Annotated in this window: 20 protein-coding genes; 12 read left to right on the top strand and 8 right to left on the bottom strand. The window is 69.5% G+C overall.

The window, feature by feature from the left end; translation table 11 throughout:
* Nucleotides 1-3: 3 nt before the first annotated feature.
* The 10 genes from A2790_RS04500 (at nt 4) to A2790_RS04455 (ending at nt 9317) form a co-directional block, all read left to right on the top strand.
* The gene (locus tag A2790_RS04500) at nt 4-654 is read left to right on the top strand and encodes a nicotinate-nucleotide adenylyltransferase (RefSeq protein ID WP_293388081.1); all 651 of its coding nucleotides are present in this window, start codon (nt 4-6) and stop codon (nt 652-654) included.
* Between the two features lie 113 nt (nt 655-767).
* On the top strand, nt 768-1190 hold the full coding sequence (gene rsfS / locus A2790_RS04495; RefSeq protein WP_293388585.1) for a ribosome silencing factor: 423 nt from the start codon (nt 768-770) through the stop codon (nt 1188-1190).
* 220 nt (nt 1191-1410) lie between these two features.
* A complete protein-coding gene (locus A2790_RS04490) occupies nt 1411-2481 on the top strand; it encodes an aspartate-semialdehyde dehydrogenase (protein ID WP_293388079.1) in 1071 nt (356 codons plus the stop codon).
* A 69-nt stretch (nt 2482-2550) separates the two neighbouring features.
* A complete protein-coding gene (locus A2790_RS04485; RefSeq protein WP_293388078.1) occupies nt 2551-3942 on the top strand; it encodes an amidase family protein in 1392 nt (463 codons plus the stop codon).
* A gap of 4 nt (nt 3943-3946) precedes the next feature.
* Nucleotides 3947-4411, top strand: coding sequence for a 23S rRNA (pseudouridine(1915)-N(3))-methyltransferase RlmH (rlmH, locus tag A2790_RS04480; RefSeq protein WP_293388075.1), 465 nt, complete (start codon nt 3947-3949; stop codon nt 4409-4411).
* Nucleotides 4411-5253 (top strand): peptidoglycan DD-metalloendopeptidase family protein, encoded by an 843-nt coding sequence (locus tag A2790_RS04475; protein WP_293388072.1) that lies wholly within the window; start codon nt 4411-4413, stop codon nt 5251-5253. Before rlmH ends, A2790_RS04475 begins: the two co-directional genes overlap by 1 nt.
* Nucleotides 5254-5344: 91 nt before the next feature.
* Nucleotides 5345-6736 carry a S41 family peptidase gene (locus tag A2790_RS04470; RefSeq protein ID WP_293388069.1) on the top strand — a complete coding sequence of 464 codons (1392 nt, stop codon included), beginning with the start codon at nt 5345-5347 and terminating at the stop codon, nt 6734-6736.
* A gap of 144 nt (nt 6737-6880) precedes the next feature.
* Complete coding sequence (locus A2790_RS04465; protein WP_293388066.1) at nt 6881-8005, top strand: divergent polysaccharide deacetylase family protein; 1125 nt, start codon at nt 6881-6883, stop codon at nt 8003-8005.
* Nucleotides 8002-8490 (top strand): RNA pyrophosphohydrolase, encoded by a 489-nt coding sequence (locus tag A2790_RS04460; RefSeq protein WP_293388064.1) that lies wholly within the window; start codon nt 8002-8004, stop codon nt 8488-8490. The genes A2790_RS04465 and A2790_RS04460 overlap by 4 nt, the downstream gene beginning before the upstream one ends.
* Before the next feature lie 74 nt (nt 8491-8564).
* Nucleotides 8565-9317, top strand: a complete 753-nt coding sequence (locus A2790_RS04455) for an alpha/beta hydrolase (protein WP_293388061.1) — start codon at nt 8565-8567, stop codon at nt 9315-9317.
* A 238-nt stretch (nt 9318-9555) separates the two neighbouring features.
* Here A2790_RS04455 and A2790_RS04450 read toward each other — a convergent pair whose 3' ends face one another.
* The 7 genes from A2790_RS04450 to A2790_RS04420 form a co-directional block, all read right to left on the bottom strand.
* Entirely contained in the window at nt 9556-10263 is a 708-nt protein-coding gene (locus A2790_RS04450) for a hypothetical protein (RefSeq protein WP_293388058.1), read from the bottom strand.
* A gap of 98 nt (nt 10264-10361) precedes the next feature.
* Nucleotides 10362-10625 (bottom strand): ATP synthase F1 subunit epsilon, encoded by a 264-nt coding sequence (locus tag A2790_RS04445; protein ID WP_293388056.1) that lies wholly within the window; start codon nt 10623-10625, stop codon nt 10362-10364.
* 5 nt (nt 10626-10630) lie between these two features.
* Entirely contained in the window at nt 10631-12166 is a 1536-nt protein-coding gene (atpD, locus tag A2790_RS04440; protein WP_293388054.1) for a F0F1 ATP synthase subunit beta, read from the bottom strand.
* A 13-nt stretch (nt 12167-12179) separates the two neighbouring features.
* A complete protein-coding gene (locus A2790_RS04435) occupies nt 12180-13052 on the bottom strand; it encodes a F0F1 ATP synthase subunit gamma (protein WP_293388051.1) in 873 nt (290 codons plus the stop codon).
* Between the two features lie 30 nt (nt 13053-13082).
* Complete coding sequence (gene atpA / locus A2790_RS04430; RefSeq protein WP_068876199.1) at nt 13083-14615, bottom strand: F0F1 ATP synthase subunit alpha; 1533 nt, start codon at nt 14613-14615, stop codon at nt 13083-13085.
* Between the two features lie 5 nt (nt 14616-14620).
* Nucleotides 14621-15175, bottom strand: coding sequence for a F0F1 ATP synthase subunit delta (locus A2790_RS04425; RefSeq protein WP_293388049.1), 555 nt, complete (start codon nt 15173-15175; stop codon nt 14621-14623).
* A gap of 315 nt (nt 15176-15490) precedes the next feature.
* A complete protein-coding gene (locus A2790_RS04420; RefSeq protein ID WP_293388047.1) occupies nt 15491-15829 on the bottom strand; it encodes a hypothetical protein in 339 nt (112 codons plus the stop codon).
* A gap of 284 nt (nt 15830-16113) precedes the next feature.
* On the opposite strand from A2790_RS04420, the gene A2790_RS04415 reads away from it, so the two are divergent.
* Nucleotides 16114-16755, top strand: a complete 642-nt coding sequence (locus A2790_RS04415) for a PEPxxWA-CTERM sorting domain-containing protein (RefSeq protein ID WP_293388045.1) — start codon at nt 16114-16116, stop codon at nt 16753-16755.
* 136 nt (nt 16756-16891) lie between these two features.
* Nucleotides 16892-18883, top strand: a complete 1992-nt coding sequence (locus A2790_RS04410; RefSeq protein ID WP_293388043.1) for a penicillin-binding protein 1A — start codon at nt 16892-16894, stop codon at nt 18881-18883.
* Between the two features lie 12 nt (nt 18884-18895).
* On the opposite strand, the gene A2790_RS04405 is transcribed toward A2790_RS04410, so the two are convergent.
* Nucleotides 18896-20839: a TonB-dependent receptor gene (locus tag A2790_RS04405; protein WP_293388040.1), complete on the bottom strand. Its 1944-nt coding sequence runs from the start codon at nt 20837-20839 to the stop codon at nt 18896-18898.
* Nucleotides 20840-20936: the final 97 nt, after the last annotated feature.

The raw sequence follows: 20936 nt of genomic DNA, 5'->3' as shown, positions 1-20936 counted from the left end.
CGGATGTGGTTCGCAGGTCCGGCGCGCCGCGCGCCCGTCGCCGGCCGCCCCCAGGCGCAGCGGCTGGGCTTCAGCCTCACCCCCGGCATGAAGGTCGGGCTCTACGGCGGCTCGTTCAACCCGGCCCACGACGGTCACGCGCACGTGGCGGAGACGGCCAAGCGCCGTCTGGGGCTCGACCGGGTCATCTGGTTGGTCTCGCCGCAGAACCCCCTGAAGTCGCGGCACGAGACCGCGGACCTTGCCGAACGGATCGCCGGCGCCAGGGCGCTGGCCCAGGGGCCTGGCATGATCGTCTCGGCCGTGGAGACCCGGCTGGGGTCGAACTACACCATCGACACCATCCGGGCGCTGAAGGCGCGTTATCCCGGCGTCCATTTCGTCTGGATCATGGGCGCCGACAGCCTGGCGACGTTCCATCGCTGGAAGGGATGGACACAGATCATGCACGAGGTGCCAGTGGCGGTGGTGTCGCGGCCCTGGATCTCGCTGAAGAGCCGTTTCTCGCCGGCCGCGCAGCGCTTCGCGCGCTTTCGCACGCCCACCCGCTCCGCCTTCCGCCTGGCCACGTCGAAGACCCCGGCCTGGGTCTTCCTGTTCGGCCGTTTCAACTTCCAGTCCTCCACGGCGCTCAGGGCTCGCAAGCCGCGCTGATGCGCTTGGCGGAACACGGCCCCCCCCTTGCGGCTTGATGTCTCGTGACGGCGGCTGACCGAAGGCCTGTCGTGTGATAGGGTCGGCCAGCGAGGACAAAAGGAGTTACCCCGCTGAACGCTGAATCTGCGCCGCGTGCGCAAGAGGCCCCGGCCGACGCCGCGACCTCGCTGGATGTCCAAGGCCGCAACGGTGGGGTGGAGGACCTGATCCTCACCCGCCTGGAAGACGACAAGGCCCAGGACGTTGTCTTCATCGACATCAAGGGCAAGAGTCCGGTGGCCGACGGCCTCATCGTCGCGTCCGGCCGTTCGGGCCGTCACGTGGGCGCCATGGCCGACCACCTGCTGCGCGCCCTCAAGGACGCCGGCTACGGCAAGTGCCGGGTCGAAGGCATGCCCAGCGCCGACTGGGTGCTGATCGACGCCGGCGATGTGATCGTCCACCTGTTCCGGCCGGAAGTGCGCAGCTTCTACAACATCGAGAAGATCTGGTCGGTCGACTCCGGTCACCGGGGCGTCGCGGCCGCGAACTAGCCGCACGCTTTACAGTCACGCCCGCGCCCGCTACAGGCGCGGCGATGACCGCTGTCATGACCATTACGATTACCCTGAAAACGACCCGCTCCGGCGGGGCGTCGACGGGTACGTGCGTGGTCTAGAGCCGGCACGATCCCGAAGAGCCCCGCCGACGCGCGGGGCAGCCTCTTCCGAGAAGCCAGACCTCGCGCCTCCGCAAACCAGGAGACGTAGAGCCATGCCGCATTCCCTTCCCGCAAATCCCCGCGTCGCCATCGTCGGCGCCACCGGCGCCGTCGGTGTCGAGATTGTCCGCTGCCTGGAGCAGCGCGGCTTCCCGCTGTCCAGCCTGAAGCTGCTGGCCTCGCCGCGCTCGGCGGGCCGCGAGATCGCCTTCAGGGGCCAGACCCTGGTCGTCGAGGCGCTGGGCGACGAAAGCTTCGAGGGCGTGGACCTCGCCCTGTTCTCGGCGGGGAGCGGCCTGTCCAAGGTCTACGGACCCAAGGCCGTGGCCGCCGGCGCGGTGGTGGTGGACAATTCTTCGGCCTTCCGCATGGATCCGGACTGCCCGCTGGTGGTGCCCGAGGTGAACGCCGAGGCGCTGGCAGAGCACCACGGCATCGTCGCCAACCCCAACTGCGTGGCGATCATCGCCGCTGTGGCGATGGCGCCTCTGGCCCGCGCCTTCAATCTGAAGCGCGTGCAGATGGCGACCTACCAGGCCGCCTCGGGCGCCGGCGCTGCCGCCATGGAGGAGCTCCGCGCTTCCACCGAGGCCGCGCTGGCCGGCCGGCCGTTCGCGCCCCAGGTCCTGCCGCACCCCTACGCCTTCAACCTGTTCAGCCACAACGCCGACGTCGATCCCGAGAGCGGCTACAACGGCGAGGAACTGAAGGTGATCGAGGAATGCCGCCGCATCCTCGACACGCCTGACCTGCCGATCGGGGTCACCTGCATCCGCGTGCCCGTGCTGCGCGCCCACGCCATCGCGCTGACGCTCGAGTTCGACCGCCCGGTGGATCCCGACCTGGCGCGCGAAGTCCTGGCGGCCGCGCCTGGCGTGCGGGTCATCGACGATCGGGCGCGCAACCACTTCCCCATGCCGTGCGAGGCGGAGGGGCAGGGCGACGTCCTGGTCGGCCGGGTCCGCCGCGACCTGGGCGATCCCACGGGCCGGTCGCTGGCGCTGTTCGTGGCCGGCGACCAGCTCCTGAAGGGCGCCGCGCTCAACGCGGTCCAGATCGCCGAGCGGCTGCTCCCGACGGCGTCGGAAGGTGCGCGCCAGCGCGAGCTGGTGGGCGCCTCCTGAGGTGGCGACTCGCCGGACTGGACTTGCCCCGGCCCGGCGGGCCACCCTTGTCTTGAGGAGAACCCAAAGATGTCCGAGACGCTCAGCCTTGACCTGCTGGACCGGACCGCCGGCGAGATCGTTGCGGCGCTCGCCGCCGGCCAGGCGAGCGCGCTGGATCTGACCGACGCCGCCATCGCCCGCATCGAGGACCGCGACCGCGCGATCAACGCCGTCGTCGTCCGCGACTTCGGTCGGGCCCGACAGGCTGCGCGGGCGGCCGACGTGGCCCTGGCGCGGGGTGAGCGCACCCCGCTGCTGGGCCTGCCGATGACGGTCAAGGAAAGCAACGAGGTGGAAGGCCTGCCGTCCACCTGGGGCAGCCCGGCCTTCAGCGGCTGGGTCGCGCCGCGGGATGCCGTGGCGGTCGCCCGCCTCAAGGCGGCGGGCGCGATCATCCTGGGCAAGACGAATGTGCCGCCGTTCCTCGCCGACTGGCAGAGCACCAATCCGGTGTACGGCCGCACGAAGAATCCGTGGGACCTTGGCCTTTCGCCGGGCGGCTCGTCGGGCGGCAGCGCCGCCGCGCTCGCCGCCGGCATGACTCCGCTCGAGTTCGGCTCGGATATCGGCGGCTCGATCCGCGTCCCGGCCGCCTTCTGCGGCGTCTACGGCCATAAGCCGAGCTACGGCCTGGTCCCGACCCGTGGACACGCGCCGCCCGGCCTGGACGGCGGGCCGATCGCCTTGGCGGTCGTGGGCCCGCTCGCCCGCAGCGCCGCCGACCTGGACCTGGCGCTGGGCGTCGTCGCGGGGCCGGAGCCACACGAGGCCAAGGCCTACGCCCTGAACCTGCCGCCGCCACGCCACGCGGAGCTTGCCGACTATCGGGTGCTGGTCTTGGACCAGCATCCCGCGGCGGCGACGGACCACGAGATCCGCGACGCCCTGGACGCCCTGGCGCGCCGCCTGGACGACCTGGGCGCGCGCGTGGACCGGTCCAGCGATCTGCTGCCCGACCTCGCCGCCCAGCACGCCGTCTTCTCGGCGCTGGTCGGCGCGGCCATGTCCAGGGGCTCGCCCGGCGGCACGACCATGAACGCCCACGAGTGGATGAACACTCTCGACGCGCAGGTGATGTTCTGCCGCCGCTGGGCTGTGCTGTTCGCGAGCTTCGACGTGGTGATCACGCCGACGTTCGGCGTCGTGGCGTTCGAACATGTGGATGAGCCGGACGGAGCGCGGCGCATCCTCAACATCGATGGCCAGGCCACGCCCTACTTCAACCAGATCGCCTGGCCGGGCGTGGCCCTGCTGCCCAACCTGCCCGCCACGGCGGCGCCGATCGGCTTCACCCGCGGCGGCCTGCCCATCGGCGCCCAGATCATCGGCCCCTACCTCGAGGACCGCACGACCATCGCCTTCGCCCGCCTGCTGGAGCGCGAGTTCGGGGGCTTCAAGGCCCCGCCGGCCCTGACCTGACCGCGTGAAGATCGCCGTCGTCGCCATCGGCCGGCTCAGCCGCTCGCCCGAGACCGAGCTGGTGAAACTCTACGTCGACCGCGCGACCGCCGCCGGCCGTTCCCTGGGCCTCGGGCCGGTCGAGGTGGTCGAGGTGGAGAGCCGCAAGCCCGGCAAGGCGGCCGAGGCCGAGGCGCTTCGGCCCCACCTCGCCGACAGCCACGTCATCGCGTGCGACGAGCGCGGCAAGGCCCGCGCCAGCCGCGCCTTCGCCGAGGAGATCGGGACGCTGCGGGATCGCGGCGTGCGCCGTCTGGTGTTCCTGATCGGCGGCGCCGACGGCCTCGACCCGGAGATCGTGAAGGCGGCGCAGGGGACCCTGGCCTTCGGGCCCCAGACCTGGCCCCACGCCCTCGCGCGGGCAATGCTGTGCGAGCAGGTCTATCGCGCTGTCTCCATTCTCGCCGGATCGCCCTATCATCGCGACTGATGCGGCGGATTCTCCTTCTCGGAACCCTGGCGGCCCTCGGGCTGAGCGCGGCGGCGTGGGCCGCCACCAACGCGCGGCTTGAGCGGCTGAACCTGGCCGAGACCGAGCTCTCGGTGGATCAGGGCGCCAACATGCACCGGCTTTCGCGGCTGCTGTCGGTGCTGGAACTGATGAAGCGCGATCCGCCGCCGGCGCTGCTGGTCTCGCCCGACGACGCCAAGGACGCGGTGCGCGCCGCGATCCTGGTCAAGGCGCTCACCCCCGATCTGGCCGGCCGGGCTCAAGGCTATGCGCAGGGCGCCACCGAGGTGATGCGCCAGCGCCGGCTGGCGGCCGTGCAGAGCGAGGCGCTGTTCGAGCGGGATAGCCTGGCGGCGGACGCCCTTCCTGCCCCTGACTCCTCCGCGGGCCTGCGGCTTAGGGGCGCAGTGAGCGCCGATGCGACCGAGCTGACCCCGCCCGACCGGCTGCTTATGCCGGTCGCCGGCGCCGTCGTCCGGCGGTTCGGGGATCCCCTTGCCGGGGGCGGGCGTTCGAACGGCCTGACGCTCGCCGCCGCGAAGGGCGCGAGGGCCGTGAGCCCCGCGGCGGGCCTTGTTCAATACGTGGGCCCCGTAAAGGGCTGGGACGTCATCGTGATATTAAGACTAGCCGGCGGATATCATCTCGTGCTTGCTGGTCTCGAAAGAACATCGGTTCAGGTCGGACAATCCGTCGCGGAGGGTCAGCCTGTCGGATGGGCTACCGATGATCGCCAAGCGACATCGGAGCTCTATCTGGAGGTCCGCGAGCAGGGTTCGCCCGTCGACCCAGCCAAATGGCTGGGAAAGAACCGGGGTTGAACAAGAAAGCGGGCTGATACGGCCTCAAAACCGTCGTTTCGGCGCGCTCCATAAAGGACGGGCATTCGTCCAAGGGAGTCTGAGCCTGGCTATGAAGAAGTATCTCCTCATCGGCGCGTCGGCCTTCGTTCTCGGCGCCGGCTCCATGGCCTACGTCAGCCAGCAGGCCGAGGCGTCCGCGCAGCCGCGGGCCAAGACCTACCGGATGCTCGGTCTGTTCGGCGACGTGCTGAACACCGTCGAGAACCAGTATGTCACCGAGGTGGACGATACGAAGCTGATCCAGGCGGCCATCGACGGCATGCTCACCTCGCTCGACCCGCACTCCGGCTACCTCGACCCCGAGAGCTTCGACGATATGCGCGACCAGACGCGCGGCGAGTACGGCGGCCTGGGCATCGAGGTCACCAGCGAAGACGGCGTGGTCAAGGTGATCTCGCCGATGGACGGCACGCCCGCCTTCAAGGCCGGCGTCAAGGCCGGCGACTACATCACCGCGGTCAATGGCGAGAGCGTGCTGGGCCTGACCGTGACCGAGGCGGTCAAGCAGATGCGCGGCCGTCCCGGCGAGACCGTCACCCTGACCATCGCCCGCGAGAAGTCGGATCCGTTCGACGTGAAGCTGGTCCGCGAGATCATCAAGCCGAAGTCGGCCACCGCGCGGCTGGAGGGCGACAACATCGTCCTGCGCATCGGCAGCTTCAACGAGAAGACGACCGACGAGGCCGAGCAGGCCTTCGCCGAGGCGCGCGCCAAGAACCCCAAGGCCAAGGGCCTGATCCTCGACCTGCGCAACAACCCGGGCGGCTTGCTCGACCAGGCCGTCGGCGTCTCCGACCTGTTCCTGGAAGGCGGCGAGATCGTCTCCCAGCGCGGTCGCGATCCGCGCGACGTCGAGCGCTACAACGCCCGCACCGGCGACATCACCGGCGGCATGCCGATCGTGGTTCTGATCAATTCGGGCTCGGCCTCGGCGGCGGAGATCGTCGCGGGCGCCCTGCAGGACCGCAAGCGCGCCGAACTCGTCGGCACCACCAGCTTCGGCAAAGGCTCGGTGCAGACGGTGATCCCGCTGCGCGGCGGCATCGACGGGGCGCTGAAGCTGACCACGGCCCGCTACTACACGCCGGCCGGCCGCTCGATCCAGAAGACCGGCATCGAGCCGGATCTCGAGGTCGCGCTGACCCGCGACGAGGCCCAGGCTATCGCCAACCGCGCCTACCAGTTCTCGGAAGCCAGCTTCAAGAACGCGCTCAACGCCGACGAAGGCAAGGTGCGCCGCGGCGCCCACGAGCCGGCCGAGGCGCCGCCGGAGAGCTTCGACGAGAAGAAGGACTTCCAGATCGCCCGCGCCGAGGACGTGCTGCGCTACGGCTCCGTGGCCGCCACGCCCAAGCTGCCCAAGCCCACCGCCCGCCTGGCCGAGATCGTCTCGAAGGCCAAGGTCGCCGAGGTGAAGCCGCCGCAGACGACGCAGAAGTAGGCGGCTCCCCAGGTTCGCACAGGAAGAGGGCGGTCCCGCGGGGCCGCCCTTTTTCGTGGCCCGCTGCGGCGTGCGAGCGCAGGTCTGGATTGAGACCGCGTTAACCATGTTCGGCGAGGCTCCAGGGTGAGGAGCTCCGCTGCCGTGGCCACCATCGCCCTTCCCCGCTTCAAGGCCCCCAAGGTCGACCTGGGCGCCGTGCTGAAGAGTCCGGCCGCCGGTCTCGCCGGCGCGGGCGTGCTGTTCGCCGGCGCAATCGTCGCGCTGGTGAACCTCCTCGGGCCCATGGGCGCCGGGCCGGACCACGTGCGCATCCCCCTGGACCAGCCGTTGCGGTCGGCCCCTGCGGGCTGGCGCGAGGCCCTGAAGCCGCTGCACGGGCAGGCCCACGTCTACAAGGACGTGGTGCGTCTCTCCGAGCGCCCGCTGGCGCCCGGGGCGGCCAGCTATTTCAGCGGGACCAAGCCCGCAGCCGCCCCGGCGGTCGCCGGGACCGCGCTGCCGGTGGCGCCGATCACGGGCTTCTACGCCCCCGGGCCGGGCGGCCCGCTTCCCATCATCGCCCAGGATGGCCGCACGCCGGCCGAGGCCTACGCCAGGCCGTTCAAGGCCAACGGGCGGCCCAAGGTGGCCCTGGTCATGGGCGGCCTGGGGCTCAACGCCCGCACGACCCGTCAGGCCATCGAGACCCTCCGGCCCGAGATCACCCTCTCGTTCAGCGTTTATGCCGAAGGCCTGCAGGGCTGGATCGACATGGCGCGCGCCCACGGCCACGAGGTGCTGCTCGAGACGCCCATGGAGCCGGTGGACTACCCCGACAACGATCCTGGCCCCTACACCCTGATGGCCGGCGGCCAGCCGCCGGAGACGGTGAAGAAGCTGGAGTGGATTCTCTCCCGCGCCACAGGCTACTTCGGCCTGACGAACTACCTGGGCTCGCGCTTCCTCGCCACGGACGTGGCCTACAACGCCTTCGCCAGCTCGGTGAAGGGCAGGGGCCTGGCTTTTATCGACGATGGCTCGGCGGCGCGCCGCGGCGGCGGCATGGCCCGCGCCACGGCCGAACGGGTGATCGACGACAAGCTCTCGGGTCCGGCCATCGACCAGCAGCTGATGGCCCTGGAAGGCGGCGCCCTTCAGCGGGGCCAGGCGCTGGGGTCCGGCTTCGCCTATCCGGTCACGCTGGTGAAGGTTGCGTCCTGGGCGAATGAGGTGGAACAGAGGGGCTTCCAGCTCGCGCCCGCCTCGGCTCTCACCGTCAGGAAATGACCGACCTTTCCGAATACCGACCGAACGTCGGCGTGGTGCTGTTCCATCCCGATGGGCGGGTCTGGCTCGGCCGCCGGGCCGGCACGCCGCCGCCGCACAACTGGCAGTTCCCGCAAGGGGGCGTCGACGACGGCGAGGCCCTGGAGGACGCGGCGCGCCGGGAGCTGCAGGAGGAGACGGGCGCGACCAGCGTCACCTACCTCGGCCGCACCGACGGCTGGCTCACCTACGATTTCCCGCCCCTGGTGACGCGGGAATTGGCCCGCGGCTGGAAAGGCCAGCGACAGGTATGGTTCGCCTTCCGCTTCGACGGGGAGGAGGCCGAGTTCGACCTGGCGGCCCACCATCCGCCCGAGTTCGACCTATGGCGCTGGGGCTATCTCGCCGAGGCGCCCGAACTGATCGTGCCGTTCAAGCGGGCGGCCTATGACGCCGTCGCCGAGGCCTTTGCCCCCTTCGCCGCGACACGGAGCGCCAAGGCCTGAATCCTCACCCGTCCTTAGCAGGTTCGGGTTAGGGTGGCCGTTCGAGACAGCTCCGGGGGGAGCAGGGAAACCCTATGCCGACGGTCGTGATGACGCACGGCGCCTTCTGTGGCGGCTGGGCCTTCGAAGTCTTCCGCGCACCGTTCGAGGTGCGGGGCTGGACGGTTCTGGCGCCCGACCTGCCAGGCCACGGACCCGGCGGCGGCGTCGCGGGTCTCTCCATGTCGGACTATGCCCGCAGCTTGGCGAAGCTGTGCGCCGAACTGCCGGAGCCGCCGGTGCTGGTCGGCCATTCCATGGGCGGGCTAGTGTGCCAGATGGCCGCCCGCCGGATCGAGGCGAGCGCCCTGGTGCTGCTGGCCCCGTCCCCGCCGTGGGGCGTCACCGGCTCGTCCATCGAAGAGGCCATCACCGCCTTTGGCGTTCACCTGGCCGACCCGTTCTGGTCCAGCGCCGTGTCGCCCGACCGGCACCTGATGCGTCACCATAGCCTGGATCGCACGCCCAAGGCCCTGCGCGACAGGATTCTGGACCGGCTCGTGCCCGAGAGCGGGCGGGCGGTGCGCGAGGTGCTGAACTGGTGGCTCGATCCCTTCATGACCACCAGCGTGGGCGTCGGCCGCCTGCCGATGCCGTCGCTGGCCATCGCAGGCGACCGCGACGTGGTCCATCCCGCCGCGACGGTGCGTCAGACCGCGGACCGCATCGGCGCGGAGTTCCGGGTCATGCCCGGCATGAGCCACTGGCTGATCGGCGAGGAGGGCTGGGAGGACGTCGCCGAGACCGCGCTCGGCTGGCTCGAGAGTCGGGTTCGGGTCGAAGTCTAGGCCGTCGTCCGCCGCATCAGCAGTCCCGCGAGCGCGACGGCGGCCCAGGCGCTCTCCATGACGGTGGCGGACAAGTTGAAGTCCTGCGTGAGCAGACCCCAAAGGATGAGGCCCGCGCCGAGCAGGTTGCAGAGGAGCGCGGCGGGCTTCTCGGGATCGAGCTTGCCAAGCGCCGCGCCCGCGTAGGCGACGAGAACCAGGAGGACGCCGAAGAGGCCCGCGGCGTCCGTCAGGCCGATCAGAACGTGCGTTCCTGGTACTGCAGCGTGCCCATGTCGTACTTCGCGTTCACCTGGCTGTCGTCAGGCTTGCGAACGGTCGAATAGTTCAGGCCGATCGAGCGGTTGGTCGTCAGATATTCCCACGAGCGACGGACGCGCTTCAGGCCATCCGGATCCTGCGGCTGGGTGTAGTTGGCCGTCGGATCGAGCGGGGGCTGCTGGACGAAGGCCCAGACGTTGAGCGCCTTGGCGATGTCCTCCGCCGCGCCGACCGGATAGCGCAGCTCGACGTTGCAGACCGACTTGTTGGAGCCGGAGGGGAACACGATGACCTGATAGGCCTTGTTCTCGGTCCCAAAGGGCTTGGCCCAGGTCTGGTCCCGGCGGTTCATCTTGAAACCATTGGCCTTGGCCACCGGATCGACCCCTTGGCCCCGGACGGCGGGGATGCAGATCTTTTCGATCACCTGGATCGCCTCGAAGCCGTAGCCGCTGGTGGGCAGGGTCGGCGGCGGGGGCGCAGGCTCGGCCGGCGGCGCGGCCGGGGCCTCGGCGGCCGGAGCTGCGGGCGCGGGCTGGGCGGCGTCGGCGGGCGCCGGAGTGGCAGAAGCCGGCGCGGCAGTCGTCGGCGCAGCGGGCGGGGCCGGCTGAGCCGCCGGGTCCTGCGCCTGGGCGGCGGTCGCGATCCCGGCGACGAGGATCAGGCTGGAGAGGGCGATACGCATGGAAGTTCCCCTGACTTTCGGCCGGCATGAAACTTGAGCAAGGTGCCCTAGGCAAGGCCCTAAGGCGTCTAATTTACGGCAATAATATCCCCTGCCGCTCAGGCTGCCTCGACGGCGTGCTCCGCCAGGATCGTCAGCCCTTCCGGGGTCACATCGGCGAACCCGCCGCGCACCTGATAGACCTTAACGGTCCCGTTGTTGTGGACCCGCACCGCGCCTTCCTTGAGCGCGGTCATGAACGGCGCATGGTTCGCCAGGACGCCGAAGTCGCCCTCGGAGCCCGGCGCGTCCACCTGGTCCACCGGACCCGAGAAAAGCTCTCGTTCCGGCGAGACCAGGGAGAAGTGCAGCTTCTCGGCCATGACCCTTAGGCTTCCGCCGCCAGTTGCTCGGCCTTGCGGACGGCGTCTTCGATGTTGCCGACGTTGTAGAAGGCCGGCTCGGGCAGGTGGTCGTACTCGCCGTCCACCAGCGCCTTGAACGAGCGGATGGTGTCTTCGAGGCTGACCAGCACGCCGGGCGTGTTGGTGAACTGCTCGGCCACGTGGAACGGCTGCGACAGGAAGCGCTGGATCTTGCGCGCGCGGGCGACGATCAGCTTGTCCTCTTCCGACAGCTCATCCATGCCCAGGATGGCGATGATGTCCTTCAGCGCCTTGTACTGCTGGAGGGTCTCCTGCACGCGGCGGGCGACGTTGTAGTGCTCCTCGCCGATGACCAGCGGGTCCATGATCCGCGAGGTGGAGTCCAGCGGGTCCACGGCGGGGAAGATGGCCTGGGCGGCGATGTCGCGGCTCAGCACGGTCGTCGCGTCCAGGTGGGCGAACGAGGTGGCGGGGGCCGGGTCGGTCAGGTCGTCGGCGGGCACGTAGATGGCCTGCACCGAGGTGATCGAACCCTTTGAGGTCGAGGTGATCCGCTCCTGCAGGTTGCCCATCTCGGTGGCCAGGGTGGGCTGGTAGCCCACGGCCGAGGGGATGCGGCCCAGCAGCGCCGACACTTCCGAGCCGGCCTGGGTGAAGCGGAAGATGTTGTCGATGAACAGCAGCACGTCCTTGCCTTCCTGGTCGCGGAAGTACTCCGCCTGAGCCAGGCCGGTCAGGGCCACGCGGGCGCGGGCGCCCGGGGGTTCGTTCATCTGGCCGTAGACCAGGGCGCACTTGGAGCCTTCGGTCGAGCCGTTGTTCGCCTTCGGGTCCACGTTCACGTTGGACTCGATCATCTCGTGATAGAGGTCGTTCCCCTCGCGGGTCCGCTCGCCCACGCCGGCCAGCACGGAGTAACCGCCGTAGGCCTTGGCGATGTTGTTGATCAGCTCCTGCATCGTCACGGTCTTGCCGACGCCGGCGCCGCCGAACAGGCCGATCTTGCCGCCCTTGGTATAGGGGCAGAGCAGGTCGATGACCTTGATGCCCGTGACCAGCACTTCCGCCGACGTCGACTGCTCGGCGAAGGAGGGGGCTTCACGGTGGATGGGGCTCATGAAGGTGGTGGCGATCGGGCCAGCCTCGTCGATCGGCTCGCCGATGACGTTCATGATCCGGCCCAGGCAGGCGGGGCCCACCGGCACGGTGATCGGCTTGCCGGTGTCGACCACCGGCTGGCCGCGGGTCAGGCCCTCGGTGGTGTCCATGGCGATGGCGCGCACGGTGTTCTCGCCGAGGTGCTGAGCCACTTCCAGCACCAGGCGGAAGGGCTGGCCCGTCCGCTGGTCGGTATTGGTGGTTTCCAGCGCGTTCTGGATCGCGGGCAGGTGACCTTCGAACTCGACGTCGACGACGGCGCCGATGATCTGCACCAGCTTGCCGGTGGCGACGGCCTGGGCGGCCGGCAGCTTCGGCGCGGCGGCCTTGGCGGCGGGCGGCTTGCGGGCGGGCTTCTTGGCGGTGACGGCTTCGGACATGTCTGGGTTCTCTCTAGATCGCTTCGGCGCCGGAGATGATCTCGATCAGCTCCTTGGTGATCTGCGCCTGGCGGGCTCGGTTCATCTGCAGGGTCAGGCTGGCGATCATGTCGCCGGCGTTGCGGGTGGCGTTGTCCATCGCCGTCATCTGGGCGGCGAAGAATCCGGCCTGGTTCTCCAGCATGGCGGAGAAGATCTGGGTCGTGATGTTGCGCGGCAGCAACTCGGCCAGGATCGTCTCCTCGTCGGGCTCGTACTCGTACGAGGCGCCCTTGAGGTCGATCGGGGTGGAGCCGGCGGCCACCTCGGCGGGGATCAGCTGCTTGGCGGTCGGGGTCTGGGTGACCACCGACTGGAATTTCGAGAAGAACAGCGTGACCACGTCGATCTCGCCGGCGGCGAACATCGACTGGATCTTGGCCGACACCTCTTCCGCCACCGCGAGCGAGGGATTGCCACCGACCTCGAAGGTCTCGACCAGGCGCTGGGCGTGCAGGCGGCGAAGCTGGTCGCGGGCCTTGCGGCCCACGGTCATGATCTTCACGTCCTTGCCCTCGGCCAGCAGGGCGTCGATGCGGGCGCGGGCCGCGCGAACGATGGACGAGTTGAACCCGCCCGCCAGACCGCGGTCCGAGGTGGCGATCACCACCAGGTGACGCTGGCTGGCGCCCGTGCCGACCAGAAGCTTCGGCGCGCCGTCGCCCGAGACGCCGGCGGCCAGGTTGGCGATCACCGCCGCCATGCGCTCGGCATAGGGGCGGGAATCCTGGGCGGCGTTCTGCGCGCGGCGCAGCTTCGCCGCCGCCACCATCTGCATCGCCTTCGTGATCTTCTGGGTGGATTTCACCGCAGAGATCCGATTGCGCATTTCCTTGACGCTGGCCATCGCCGGCTACCTGCTCCTGTCCGTCAGGCTTTAAGCGAAGGTCTCGGCGAAGCCGGCGAGGACCTTCTTCAGGTCGTCTTCGACGTTCTTCAGGTCCTTCTCGATGCGGATCTTGTCCAGCAGCGGCTGGTGCTTGGCGTGCAGGTGCGCCAGCAGCTCACGCTCGAAGCGGCCGACGTGCGCGGTCGGGACCTTGTCGAGGTAGCCGCGGGTGCCCGCGTAGACCACCGCCACCTGTTCTTCCACCGCGAGCGGGGCGTACTGGGGCTGCTTCAGGAGTTCGGTCAGACGCTCGCCGCGGGCCAACATCCGCTGGGTCGCCGCGTCCAGGTCCGAGCCGAACTTCGCGAAGGCGGCCATTTCCCGGTACTGGGCGAGTTCACCCTTGATCGGGCCGGAGGCGGTCTTCATCGCCTTGATCTGGGCCGAGGAGCCCACGCGGCTCACCGAGATACCCACGTTCACGGCGGGGCGGATGCCCTGGAAGAACAGGTCGGTCTCGAGGAAGATCTGGCCGTCGGTGATCGAGATCACGTTGGTCGGGATGTAGGCCGACACGTCGTTGGCCTGGGTCTCGATCAGCGGCAGGGCGGTCAGCGAGCCCGAGCCGTTGTCCTCGTTCAGCTTCGCCGCGCGCTCCAGCAGGCGGCTGTGCAGGTAGAACACGTCGCCCGGATAGGCTTCGCGGCCCGGCGGGCGGCGCAGCAGCAGCGACATCTGACGGTAGGCGACGGCTTGCTTGGACAGGTCGTCATAGATGATGACGGCGTGCATGCCGTTGTCGCGGAACCACTCGCCCATGGCGCAACCGGCGAACGGCGCCAGGAACTGCAGCGGGGCCGGCTCGGAGGCCGTGGCCGACACGACGATGGTGTAGTCCAGGGCGCCACGCTCTTCGAGCGTCTTGACGATCTGGGCCACGGTCGAGCGCTTCTGGCCGATGGCGACGTAGATGCAATAGAGCTTGGCGCTCTCGTCGGTGCCGGCGTTGATCGACTTCTGGTTCAGGATGGTGTCGATCGCCACGGCGGTCTTGCCGGTCTGGCGGTCGCCGATGATCAGCTCGCGTTGGCCGCGGCCGACGGGGATCAGGGTGTCGATGGCCTTCAGGCCGGTCTGCACGGGCTCGTGCACCGACTTCCGCGGGATGATGCCCGGCGCCTTCACGTCCACGCGGCGGCGTTCGGCCACGTTCTGGATCGGGCCCTTGCCGTCGATCGGCTCGCCCAGCGGGTTCACGACGCGGCCCAGGAGGCCCTTGCCGACCGGCACGTCCACGATCTCGCCGAGGCGGCGGACTTCGTCGCCTTCCTTGATGGCGCGGTCTTCGCCGAAGATCACGACCCCGACGTTGTCGCGCTCGAGGTTCAGGGCCATGCCCTTCACGCCGGCGGAGGGGAACTCCACCATTTCACCGGCTTGCACATTGTCCAGGCCGTAGACCCGGGCGATGCCGTCGCCGACGCTGAGCACCGAACCGACGTCGGAGACGTCGGCTTCTTCGCCGAAGTTGGCGATCTGCGACTTGAGGATGGCCGAGATCTCGGCGGCGCGGATATCCATGGTTCTTACGCTCTCTTCAGGGCGAATTTCAGGGAGTCGAGCTTCGAGCGCAGCGAAGCGTCGAACAGACGGGAGCCGACCTTCACCTTGATCCCGCCCAGGAGGGCCGGATCGACGCGGGTCGTGATTTCAGGGTCCTTGCCGAGCGCCTGGCGGAGCGCGGCCTGAACGCCCTTGGCCTGGGCGGAGGTCAGGGCGATGGCGGTGGTCACCTCGGCCGACACCGCGCCGCGCGCATCGGCGGCGAGCTTGGCGAAGGCGTCGATGACGTCGGGCAGCGCGGCGGCGCGGCCGTTCTCGGCCAGCAGGCCCAGGAACTTCAGCGTCGTCATGTTGAACTTGGCCTTGGCGCCGATGCCGACCAGGCCCTTGCCCTTGTCTTCGGCGCTGAACGTCGGCGAGGCCAGCAGGACGCGCAGGTCCTTGGACTCGGCCATGGCCTTCTTCAGGGACTTGAGGTCCGCTTCGACGGCCGCCACTTGCTTCTGATCGCTCGCAAGATCGAACAGGGCCTGGGCGTATCGGGAGCCCACATTCGCCAGAGAGGTGTCGTCCGCCACTATTGTCCGCCCGGGTCGCGTTTCACGTGCCGCAAACGGACCGATCCGCTGCGACTAAAGGCTTGATAGCGCTTGAAAAAAGCACAGCGGTCCTGGGGCTCGAAATAGCCCCCGGCCCAAAGCCGCGCGCCTACTAGCACGCGATGTTGTGCGTCGCAACGGAGGGAGAAGGGTTCCGCGACGGGAACCTCGCGACTGTTTTGCCTGCGAAAATCGCGATCGGTGGGATTCGGGCAAAAAAGAAGACCCGCCGGTTGCCCGGCGGGTCCAGTGCGACAGAAGCTCGGGTTGAGAGCTGCTGGGAGACTTGTGCGCCTATTGCTTGGCGAGCTGGGTGCCGCCGGCCTTCGCGATGGCCTTGGCGTTGCAGCTGGCCAGCTTGCCTTCGTCCAGGCTCTTGCGGCCCTCGAACGAGGCGACCACGCCCACCTTGTCGGCGATGGTCTTGCAGGTGGACGCGGCGAAGGTCTGCGAGGTCGGCGCCGCGGCGACGCAGGTGTCGCCTTCGCAGTTGAACATGGCGCCGCCGGCGATGAACTTGGTCTTCTCGGCGACCGGGGCGGCCAGCTTGGCGGTGACGGCGTCACCGGCGAAAGCCGAACCGGCGGACAGGGTGACGAGGGCGGCGCAGGCCGCAAGGAGTTGGAGCTTCATGGAGCCCTCCAGCGTTTCGGGGAGTTGTCGGCGTCAAGGATTTGAATACCGGCCCGGTCCGCCGCGTTGGCCCGCCTCGGGTATCCCCTCCCTTGGCGCGCTTCGAACTGAGCAATGCTAAGATAACGGTGTTAAGATCGGCGGTGCAACTGCTATTTGTTCGCATCAGGTATGCGAAAATGCAGACCCGCTCCGCGCCGACGCCGATCCTTCATGGAACCGTGACCGGAGCGCCAAGAGAGTCCGTCACCAGTCCGGGGTTCGTAAACCCTGGAGTCGTTCGCATGCTGAAACTCTTCGCCGCCGCCGCCCTCGCCTCGGTCGCGCTCGCCGGTCCCGCCTTGGCCGAGGTCACGGTGACCCCGGTCTCGGTCACCGCCAGCAACACCTTCCCCTTCTTCGGCCAGTATAAGGCCTCGAACCTGATCGACGGCAGCGGCCTGTCGGGCGGCCTGCACGACGCCAACTATGCCAACATGTGGATGACCGACCTCGGCGTCGACGAGGCCACCCTGACCTTCGACCTGGGCGGGGTGTTCAATCTCTCCAATATCCAGGTGTGGAACTACAACTTCGGCGTCGAGGAGTTCGCCTCCACCCTTGATCGCGCGTCCAAGGCCTTCACCCTGTCGATCTCCTTGAACGGCGTGGACTACGCCCAGGTCCTGGCGGGTGAGTTCGCTCGTGGGACGGGCGCGCCGCTCGCGGCCGAGGTGTTCGCCTTCAGCGGCCAGGCCCGCTACGTGCAGCTCACCCTCGACGGCAACCACCAGACCTACCCCGAGACCTACGGCTACGCGCCGGTCGGTCTCTCCGAAGTCCGCTTTGCGGCGGTCCCGGAGCCGACCACGTGGGCGTTGCTGATCGCCGGCTTCGGCGCGACGGGCGCGATCATGCGCCGCCGCCGCACGAGCGCCATGGCCTAAAGCGCACGGAACGCCCCGGCCCGATCGGTCGGGGCGTTCCCTGTCGTTCATACACCGTCAATGATGTTTGGCGTTCCGTTACCCTGGGCTATAGGGCCGGCGGGCGGCGAACAGACCGGTAGGACGACTTAAATCCATGGCCAATGCGCAGCCGCCGCGGCGCGGGCGCGAACCGCGCGCAAAACGCTCGTTCCTGCAGGCCCTGATCTACTGGGTCCTGGTGCTGGGCGTCTGGGGGCTGATCTTCCTGGTCGCCTTCTTCGCGGTGTTCGCGGTCGACCTGCCGGACACGTCGAAGCTCTACGAGGTGAAGCGCCAGCCGTCGGTCTCGTACCTTGACCGATCCGGCGCCCTGCTCGCGGTGCGCGGCAGCCAGTATGCGCCGCCGGTCGACCTGGACCGCCTGCCGCCCTACGTGCCGAAGGCGTTCATCGCCATCGAGGACCGCTGGTACAACTGGCACTTCGGGTTCAACCCCTGGGGCATCGTCCGCAGTCAGATCTACAACATGCAGCACAAGGGCGAGGGCGGCCCGCTGCGCGGCGGCTCCACCATCACCCAGCAGCTCGCCCGCAACCTGTTCCTCACCCCCAACCAGAACTATCGCCGGAAGGCCCAGGAGCTGATCCTGGCCGTCTGGCTGGAAGCGCGGTTCTCCAAGAAGCAGATCCTCGAGCTCTATCTGAACCGGGTCTATTTCGGGGCCGGCGCCTACGGGATCGAGGCCGCCTCCCAGCGCTATTTCGGCAAGCCCGCGCGCGAGCTGTCCCTGGGCGAGAGCGCGCTGCTGGCCGGCCTTATGAAGGGCCCGTCGCGCTATTCGCCGGTCGCCTCCACCGACCGCGCCGCGCGCCGCGCCACCATCGTGCTGGACGAGATGCTGGAGGCCGGCTTCATCACCCCGGCCGAGCGGGAGCAGGCCATCCGCACCAAGGTGCGGGTCAACCCCGTCCTGGCCAACCAGCGCGCCCAGTACTTCACCGACTGGGTCGACGACCAGGTCCGCACGCTGGTGGGCGAGCCCACCGAGGACCTCGTGGTCGAGACCACCCTGGACCTGCCCCTACAGGCCAGCGCCGAGCAGGCGGTGCAGGCGGGCGTCGCCGCGGCGAAGGGGCAGGGCGTTGAACAGGGCGCCCTGGTGTCGCTGGACGGCGAGGGCCGCATCCGGGCCTACGTCGGCGGGACCAACTACCTGCAGACCCAGTTCGACCGTGCGACCATGGCCCGTCGCCAGGCCGGCTCAGCCTTCAAGCCGTTCGTCTATCTCGCCGCCATGGAGGCCGGCCGCACGCCCGACACCCCCGTGGTCGACGAGCCTGTGAAGATCGGGAACTGGGAGCCGCGCAACTACACCGGCCAGTATCTGGGGCCCATCACCATCTCGACCGCGCTCGCGCAGTCCGTGAACACCGTGGCCGCCCGGTTGGCGAACGAGGTGGGCACGTCGAACGTCGCCGCCGTGGCGCGCCGTCTAGGCATCAGCTCGCCGATCCAGCTCGACCCCTCGATGGCGCTGGGCGCGGTCGAGGTCAGCCCGCTGGAGATGGCCCAGGCCTATGCCCCGTTCGCCAACGGCGGCTATCTGGCCAAGGGCTACGGCATCGAGCGCATCCGCACGGCCACCGGACGCGTGCTCTACGATCGGGGCGTCGACCGTCCGGCGCGGGCGCAGGTGATCGGCCAGCCGGCCCTCGCCTACATGGTCACCATGATGCGGGGCGTCGTCACCGGCGGCACCGGCGCGCGGGCCAACGTCCCGGGCTACGACCTGGCCGGCAAGACGGGAACGACCAGCGACTACCGCGACGCCTGGTTCGTCGGCTACACCGGCGGCTTCGTGACCGCCGTCTGGGTGGGCAAGGACGACAATAAGCCCATGCGCCGGGTCACCGGCGGCAACGCCCCGGCCGGCATCTGGCGCGACTACATGACCGCCGCCCTGCCGCGCCTGAAAGTCCAGCCGATCCCCGGCGGCGTCATCCCGCAGGTGGAGGAGCCCGGGCCCATCGAACAGATCCTGGAAGGCGTCGGGGACCTCTTCCGTGGCGACCGTGACGAGCCGCCCCCCTCCGAGTTCGAGGAACGGCCGGCGCCGCGCCAGCGCCAGCAGGACCCGCCGTACTGACCGCGCCCCGCCCTAGAACTCCGTGGTCAGCAAGACGCGGAACCGTCGAGGCGCTGTGTAATCCAGGGTCTCGGCGCCGTTGACCGTCAGGCCATAGCCGCCGAACGCATTGAGGACCTGCGCGCGCAGCGTCGGCCGCCACCCGGCGACGTCCAGCCGATAGCGCAGGCCGAAGTTGACCTCCCACTCCGCGGGCAGTCGCGGCTGGCGCCCGTCCGGTCCTGGCGCGGCGCGGAAGGGGCTGGCCCCGACGTAGTCCAGGCCCGCGTCCAGCGACAGGCCGGGCGCCGCCGCCACCGCATAGTTGAGGCTGGCGACGCCGCGCAGCCGCGGCACGCCCACCGGCCGCCGTCCGATCGCGCCGCTGTCCGCTTCGTCGCCGGAGATCTCCGGATCCAGCCACACGCCGCCGACCACCACGGTCAGCGCCTGGGTGAGCCGGCCGGAAAGCGAGGCTTCCACGCCGCGGTGCCGCACAGTCCCTAAGGTCCGGTAGATGTTCGTGGCGCCGTCCAGCCCGGCGTAGGGCTTCTCCGTCTCGAACGCCGCGCCGAGCAGGACGAGGCCCTCGGACAGGGCATAGCGGGCGCCGATCTCGCGCTGGGTCACCCGGATGGCGTTCAGCACCTCGTTGCGGTTCGCCGCCGAACTGGGCGCGGCGCCGGCCTCTTCCAAACCGCGGCTGTAGCTGGCGTAGAGGTCTAGGCCGCGGGCCACGCGAACCGCGCCACCCACGTTGAACAGTACGGGCGTGACCGCACGGCTGCGCGCGACGCCATCGGCGGCGATGAAGGTCTTCTCGTAGTCGGTGCGCAGGACCCCGGCGTTCAACGTCAGCCGGTTCGCCCAGGTCATCCGATAGGATGCGCCGAGTCCCCATTGGTCCGTCTCGTCATGCAGGTTCGGGCGCGCCGTCGAAAGATCGGGCGCCGGGGCCTGGCGCGCGGGACCGGACAGATCCGCCAGGCCCAGGTCCACGACCCGGTCGCCGCCGAACAGATGGCGCGACCGCCGGCCGCGCGCGACGACGGTGACGCGATGGCTGGCCGCACCGGTTTCGCCGGCCCAGCTCAGCCGCCCCTCGCCCGACCAGGCCGTGGCCCGCTGCTGGGGCGACGCTACGACCAGGCTGCGCGCCCCGAGGGTCCCGTCCACGTCCAGGAAGAGTTGGGAATGGGCGCGCGTCGGGTCCTCCTGCGAGAACACCCCCGTGGCGCCGGCGGACCAGCCGCCGCCTAGCGGGGCGTCCAGCAGGAGCCCGGCGATGCGGCGCTGACCGCGCGACCTTGCCCAATCCTGGCCCAGGAACCGTCCCCGTTTCAGGCGGGGCCGCACGTCGGGATCGTCCAGGGTGAAGCGGAAGGTCGCGGCGCGTTCGTAGTCGAACTCGCCCCCGAACACCTGCGCCGTGACCGGCCCCAGCGTGGCGCGGGCCGTGCCGCCGAGCAGCCACGAGCGGCCGTCCTCGCCGCCCTGCGCGTCCTTCTTGTCGAACACCAGGCCGAGGCCGAGGGCTCCTGAGAGCCGACCGTCCGCAGAACGCCCCTTGAGCAGCAGGTCCATGTAGGGCTGCTCGTACTCGTCGAGGCCGATGGTCAGCAGGCTGGGCTCGCCGGCGGCCGGGTCGCGGAGCTTGAAGTCCACCACGCCCGAGGGTCCGGGCAGGTCGACGTTGAGGGTGTTCAGACCGATGCGCACGGTCGTCCGGTCGAGGAAGAAGCTGCTCACCCCCGAGCTCTTGACGAAATAGCTGCCGTTCACGCGGTAGTTGCCCGCGGCCTCCAGGTCGAAACCGCGCACCGAACTCGCGTCGTAGATGCCCACCGACTCCTCGCCGATGGTGAAGCCGAAGGCGTCGTCCGCGCTGGTCACGGGATTGGCGGTGGCCTGGGCGAAGGCGGCGCCGGGCGCGGCGAGGAGCGCCAGCGCGAGGGGCAGGTGAGAGCGTGCGGTCATGGGTTCCAGTCCGGTCCGTGAGAGGGCGGGACTGGTGCGGGCAAGCGCGGCCCTGGAGCTATCCGGTTCTTGTCGTGGAACTGGCGTTGCCGCGGCC

Source organism: Phenylobacterium sp. RIFCSPHIGHO2_01_FULL_69_31, from assembly GCF_001824475.1.
Taxonomy (GTDB): Bacteria; Pseudomonadota; Alphaproteobacteria; order Caulobacterales; family Caulobacteraceae; genus Phenylobacterium.
Note: the sequence above shows the minus strand (reverse complement) of the source record. Positions and strands in the feature narration are given on the sequence as shown.

Excerpts from the sequence above, each read along its gene's own strand:
- A2790_RS04500 (WP_293388081.1), top strand. The coding sequence starts at position 4 with ATGTGGTTCGCAGGTCCGGCGCGCCGCGCGCCCGTCGCCGGCCGCCCC.
- A2790_RS04460 (WP_293388064.1), top strand. The coding sequence starts at position 8,002 with ATGACCGACCTTTCCGAATACCGACCGAACGTCGGCGTGGTGCTGTTC.
- A2790_RS04415 (WP_293388045.1), top strand. The coding sequence starts at position 16,114 with ATGCTGAAACTCTTCGCCGCCGCCGCCCTCGCCTCGGTCGCGCTCGCC.
- A2790_RS04410 (WP_293388043.1), top strand. The coding sequence starts at position 16,892 with ATGGCCAATGCGCAGCCGCCGCGGCGCGGGCGCGAACCGCGCGCAAAA.
- A2790_RS04455 (WP_293388061.1), top strand. The coding sequence starts at position 8,565 with ATGCCGACGGTCGTGATGACGCACGGCGCCTTCTGTGGCGGCTGGGCC.
- A2790_RS04450 (WP_293388058.1), bottom strand. The coding sequence starts at position 10,263 with ATGCGTATCGCCCTCTCCAGCCTGATCCTCGTCGCCGGGATCGCGACC.
- A2790_RS04445 (WP_293388056.1), bottom strand. The coding sequence starts at position 10,625 with ATGGCCGAGAAGCTGCACTTCTCCCTGGTCTCGCCGGAACGAGAGCTT.
- atpA (WP_068876199.1), bottom strand. The coding sequence starts at position 14,615 with ATGGATATCCGCGCCGCCGAGATCTCGGCCATCCTCAAGTCGCAGATC.
- A2790_RS04485 (WP_293388078.1), top strand. The coding sequence starts at position 2,551 with ATGTCCGAGACGCTCAGCCTTGACCTGCTGGACCGGACCGCCGGCGAG.
- A2790_RS04490 (WP_293388079.1), top strand. The coding sequence starts at position 1,411 with ATGCCGCATTCCCTTCCCGCAAATCCCCGCGTCGCCATCGTCGGCGCC.
- atpD (WP_293388054.1), bottom strand. The coding sequence starts at position 12,166 with ATGTCCGAAGCCGTCACCGCCAAGAAGCCCGCCCGCAAGCCGCCCGCC.
- A2790_RS04420 (WP_293388047.1), bottom strand. The coding sequence starts at position 15,829 with ATGAAGCTCCAACTCCTTGCGGCCTGCGCCGCCCTCGTCACCCTGTCC.
- A2790_RS04435 (WP_293388051.1), bottom strand. The coding sequence starts at position 13,052 with ATGGCCAGCGTCAAGGAAATGCGCAATCGGATCTCTGCGGTGAAATCC.
- A2790_RS04405 (WP_293388040.1), bottom strand. The coding sequence starts at position 20,839 with ATGACCGCACGCTCTCACCTGCCCCTCGCGCTGGCGCTCCTCGCCGCG.
- A2790_RS04475 (WP_293388072.1), top strand. The coding sequence starts at position 4,411 with ATGCGGCGGATTCTCCTTCTCGGAACCCTGGCGGCCCTCGGGCTGAGC.
- A2790_RS04470 (WP_293388069.1), top strand. The coding sequence starts at position 5,345 with ATGAAGAAGTATCTCCTCATCGGCGCGTCGGCCTTCGTTCTCGGCGCC.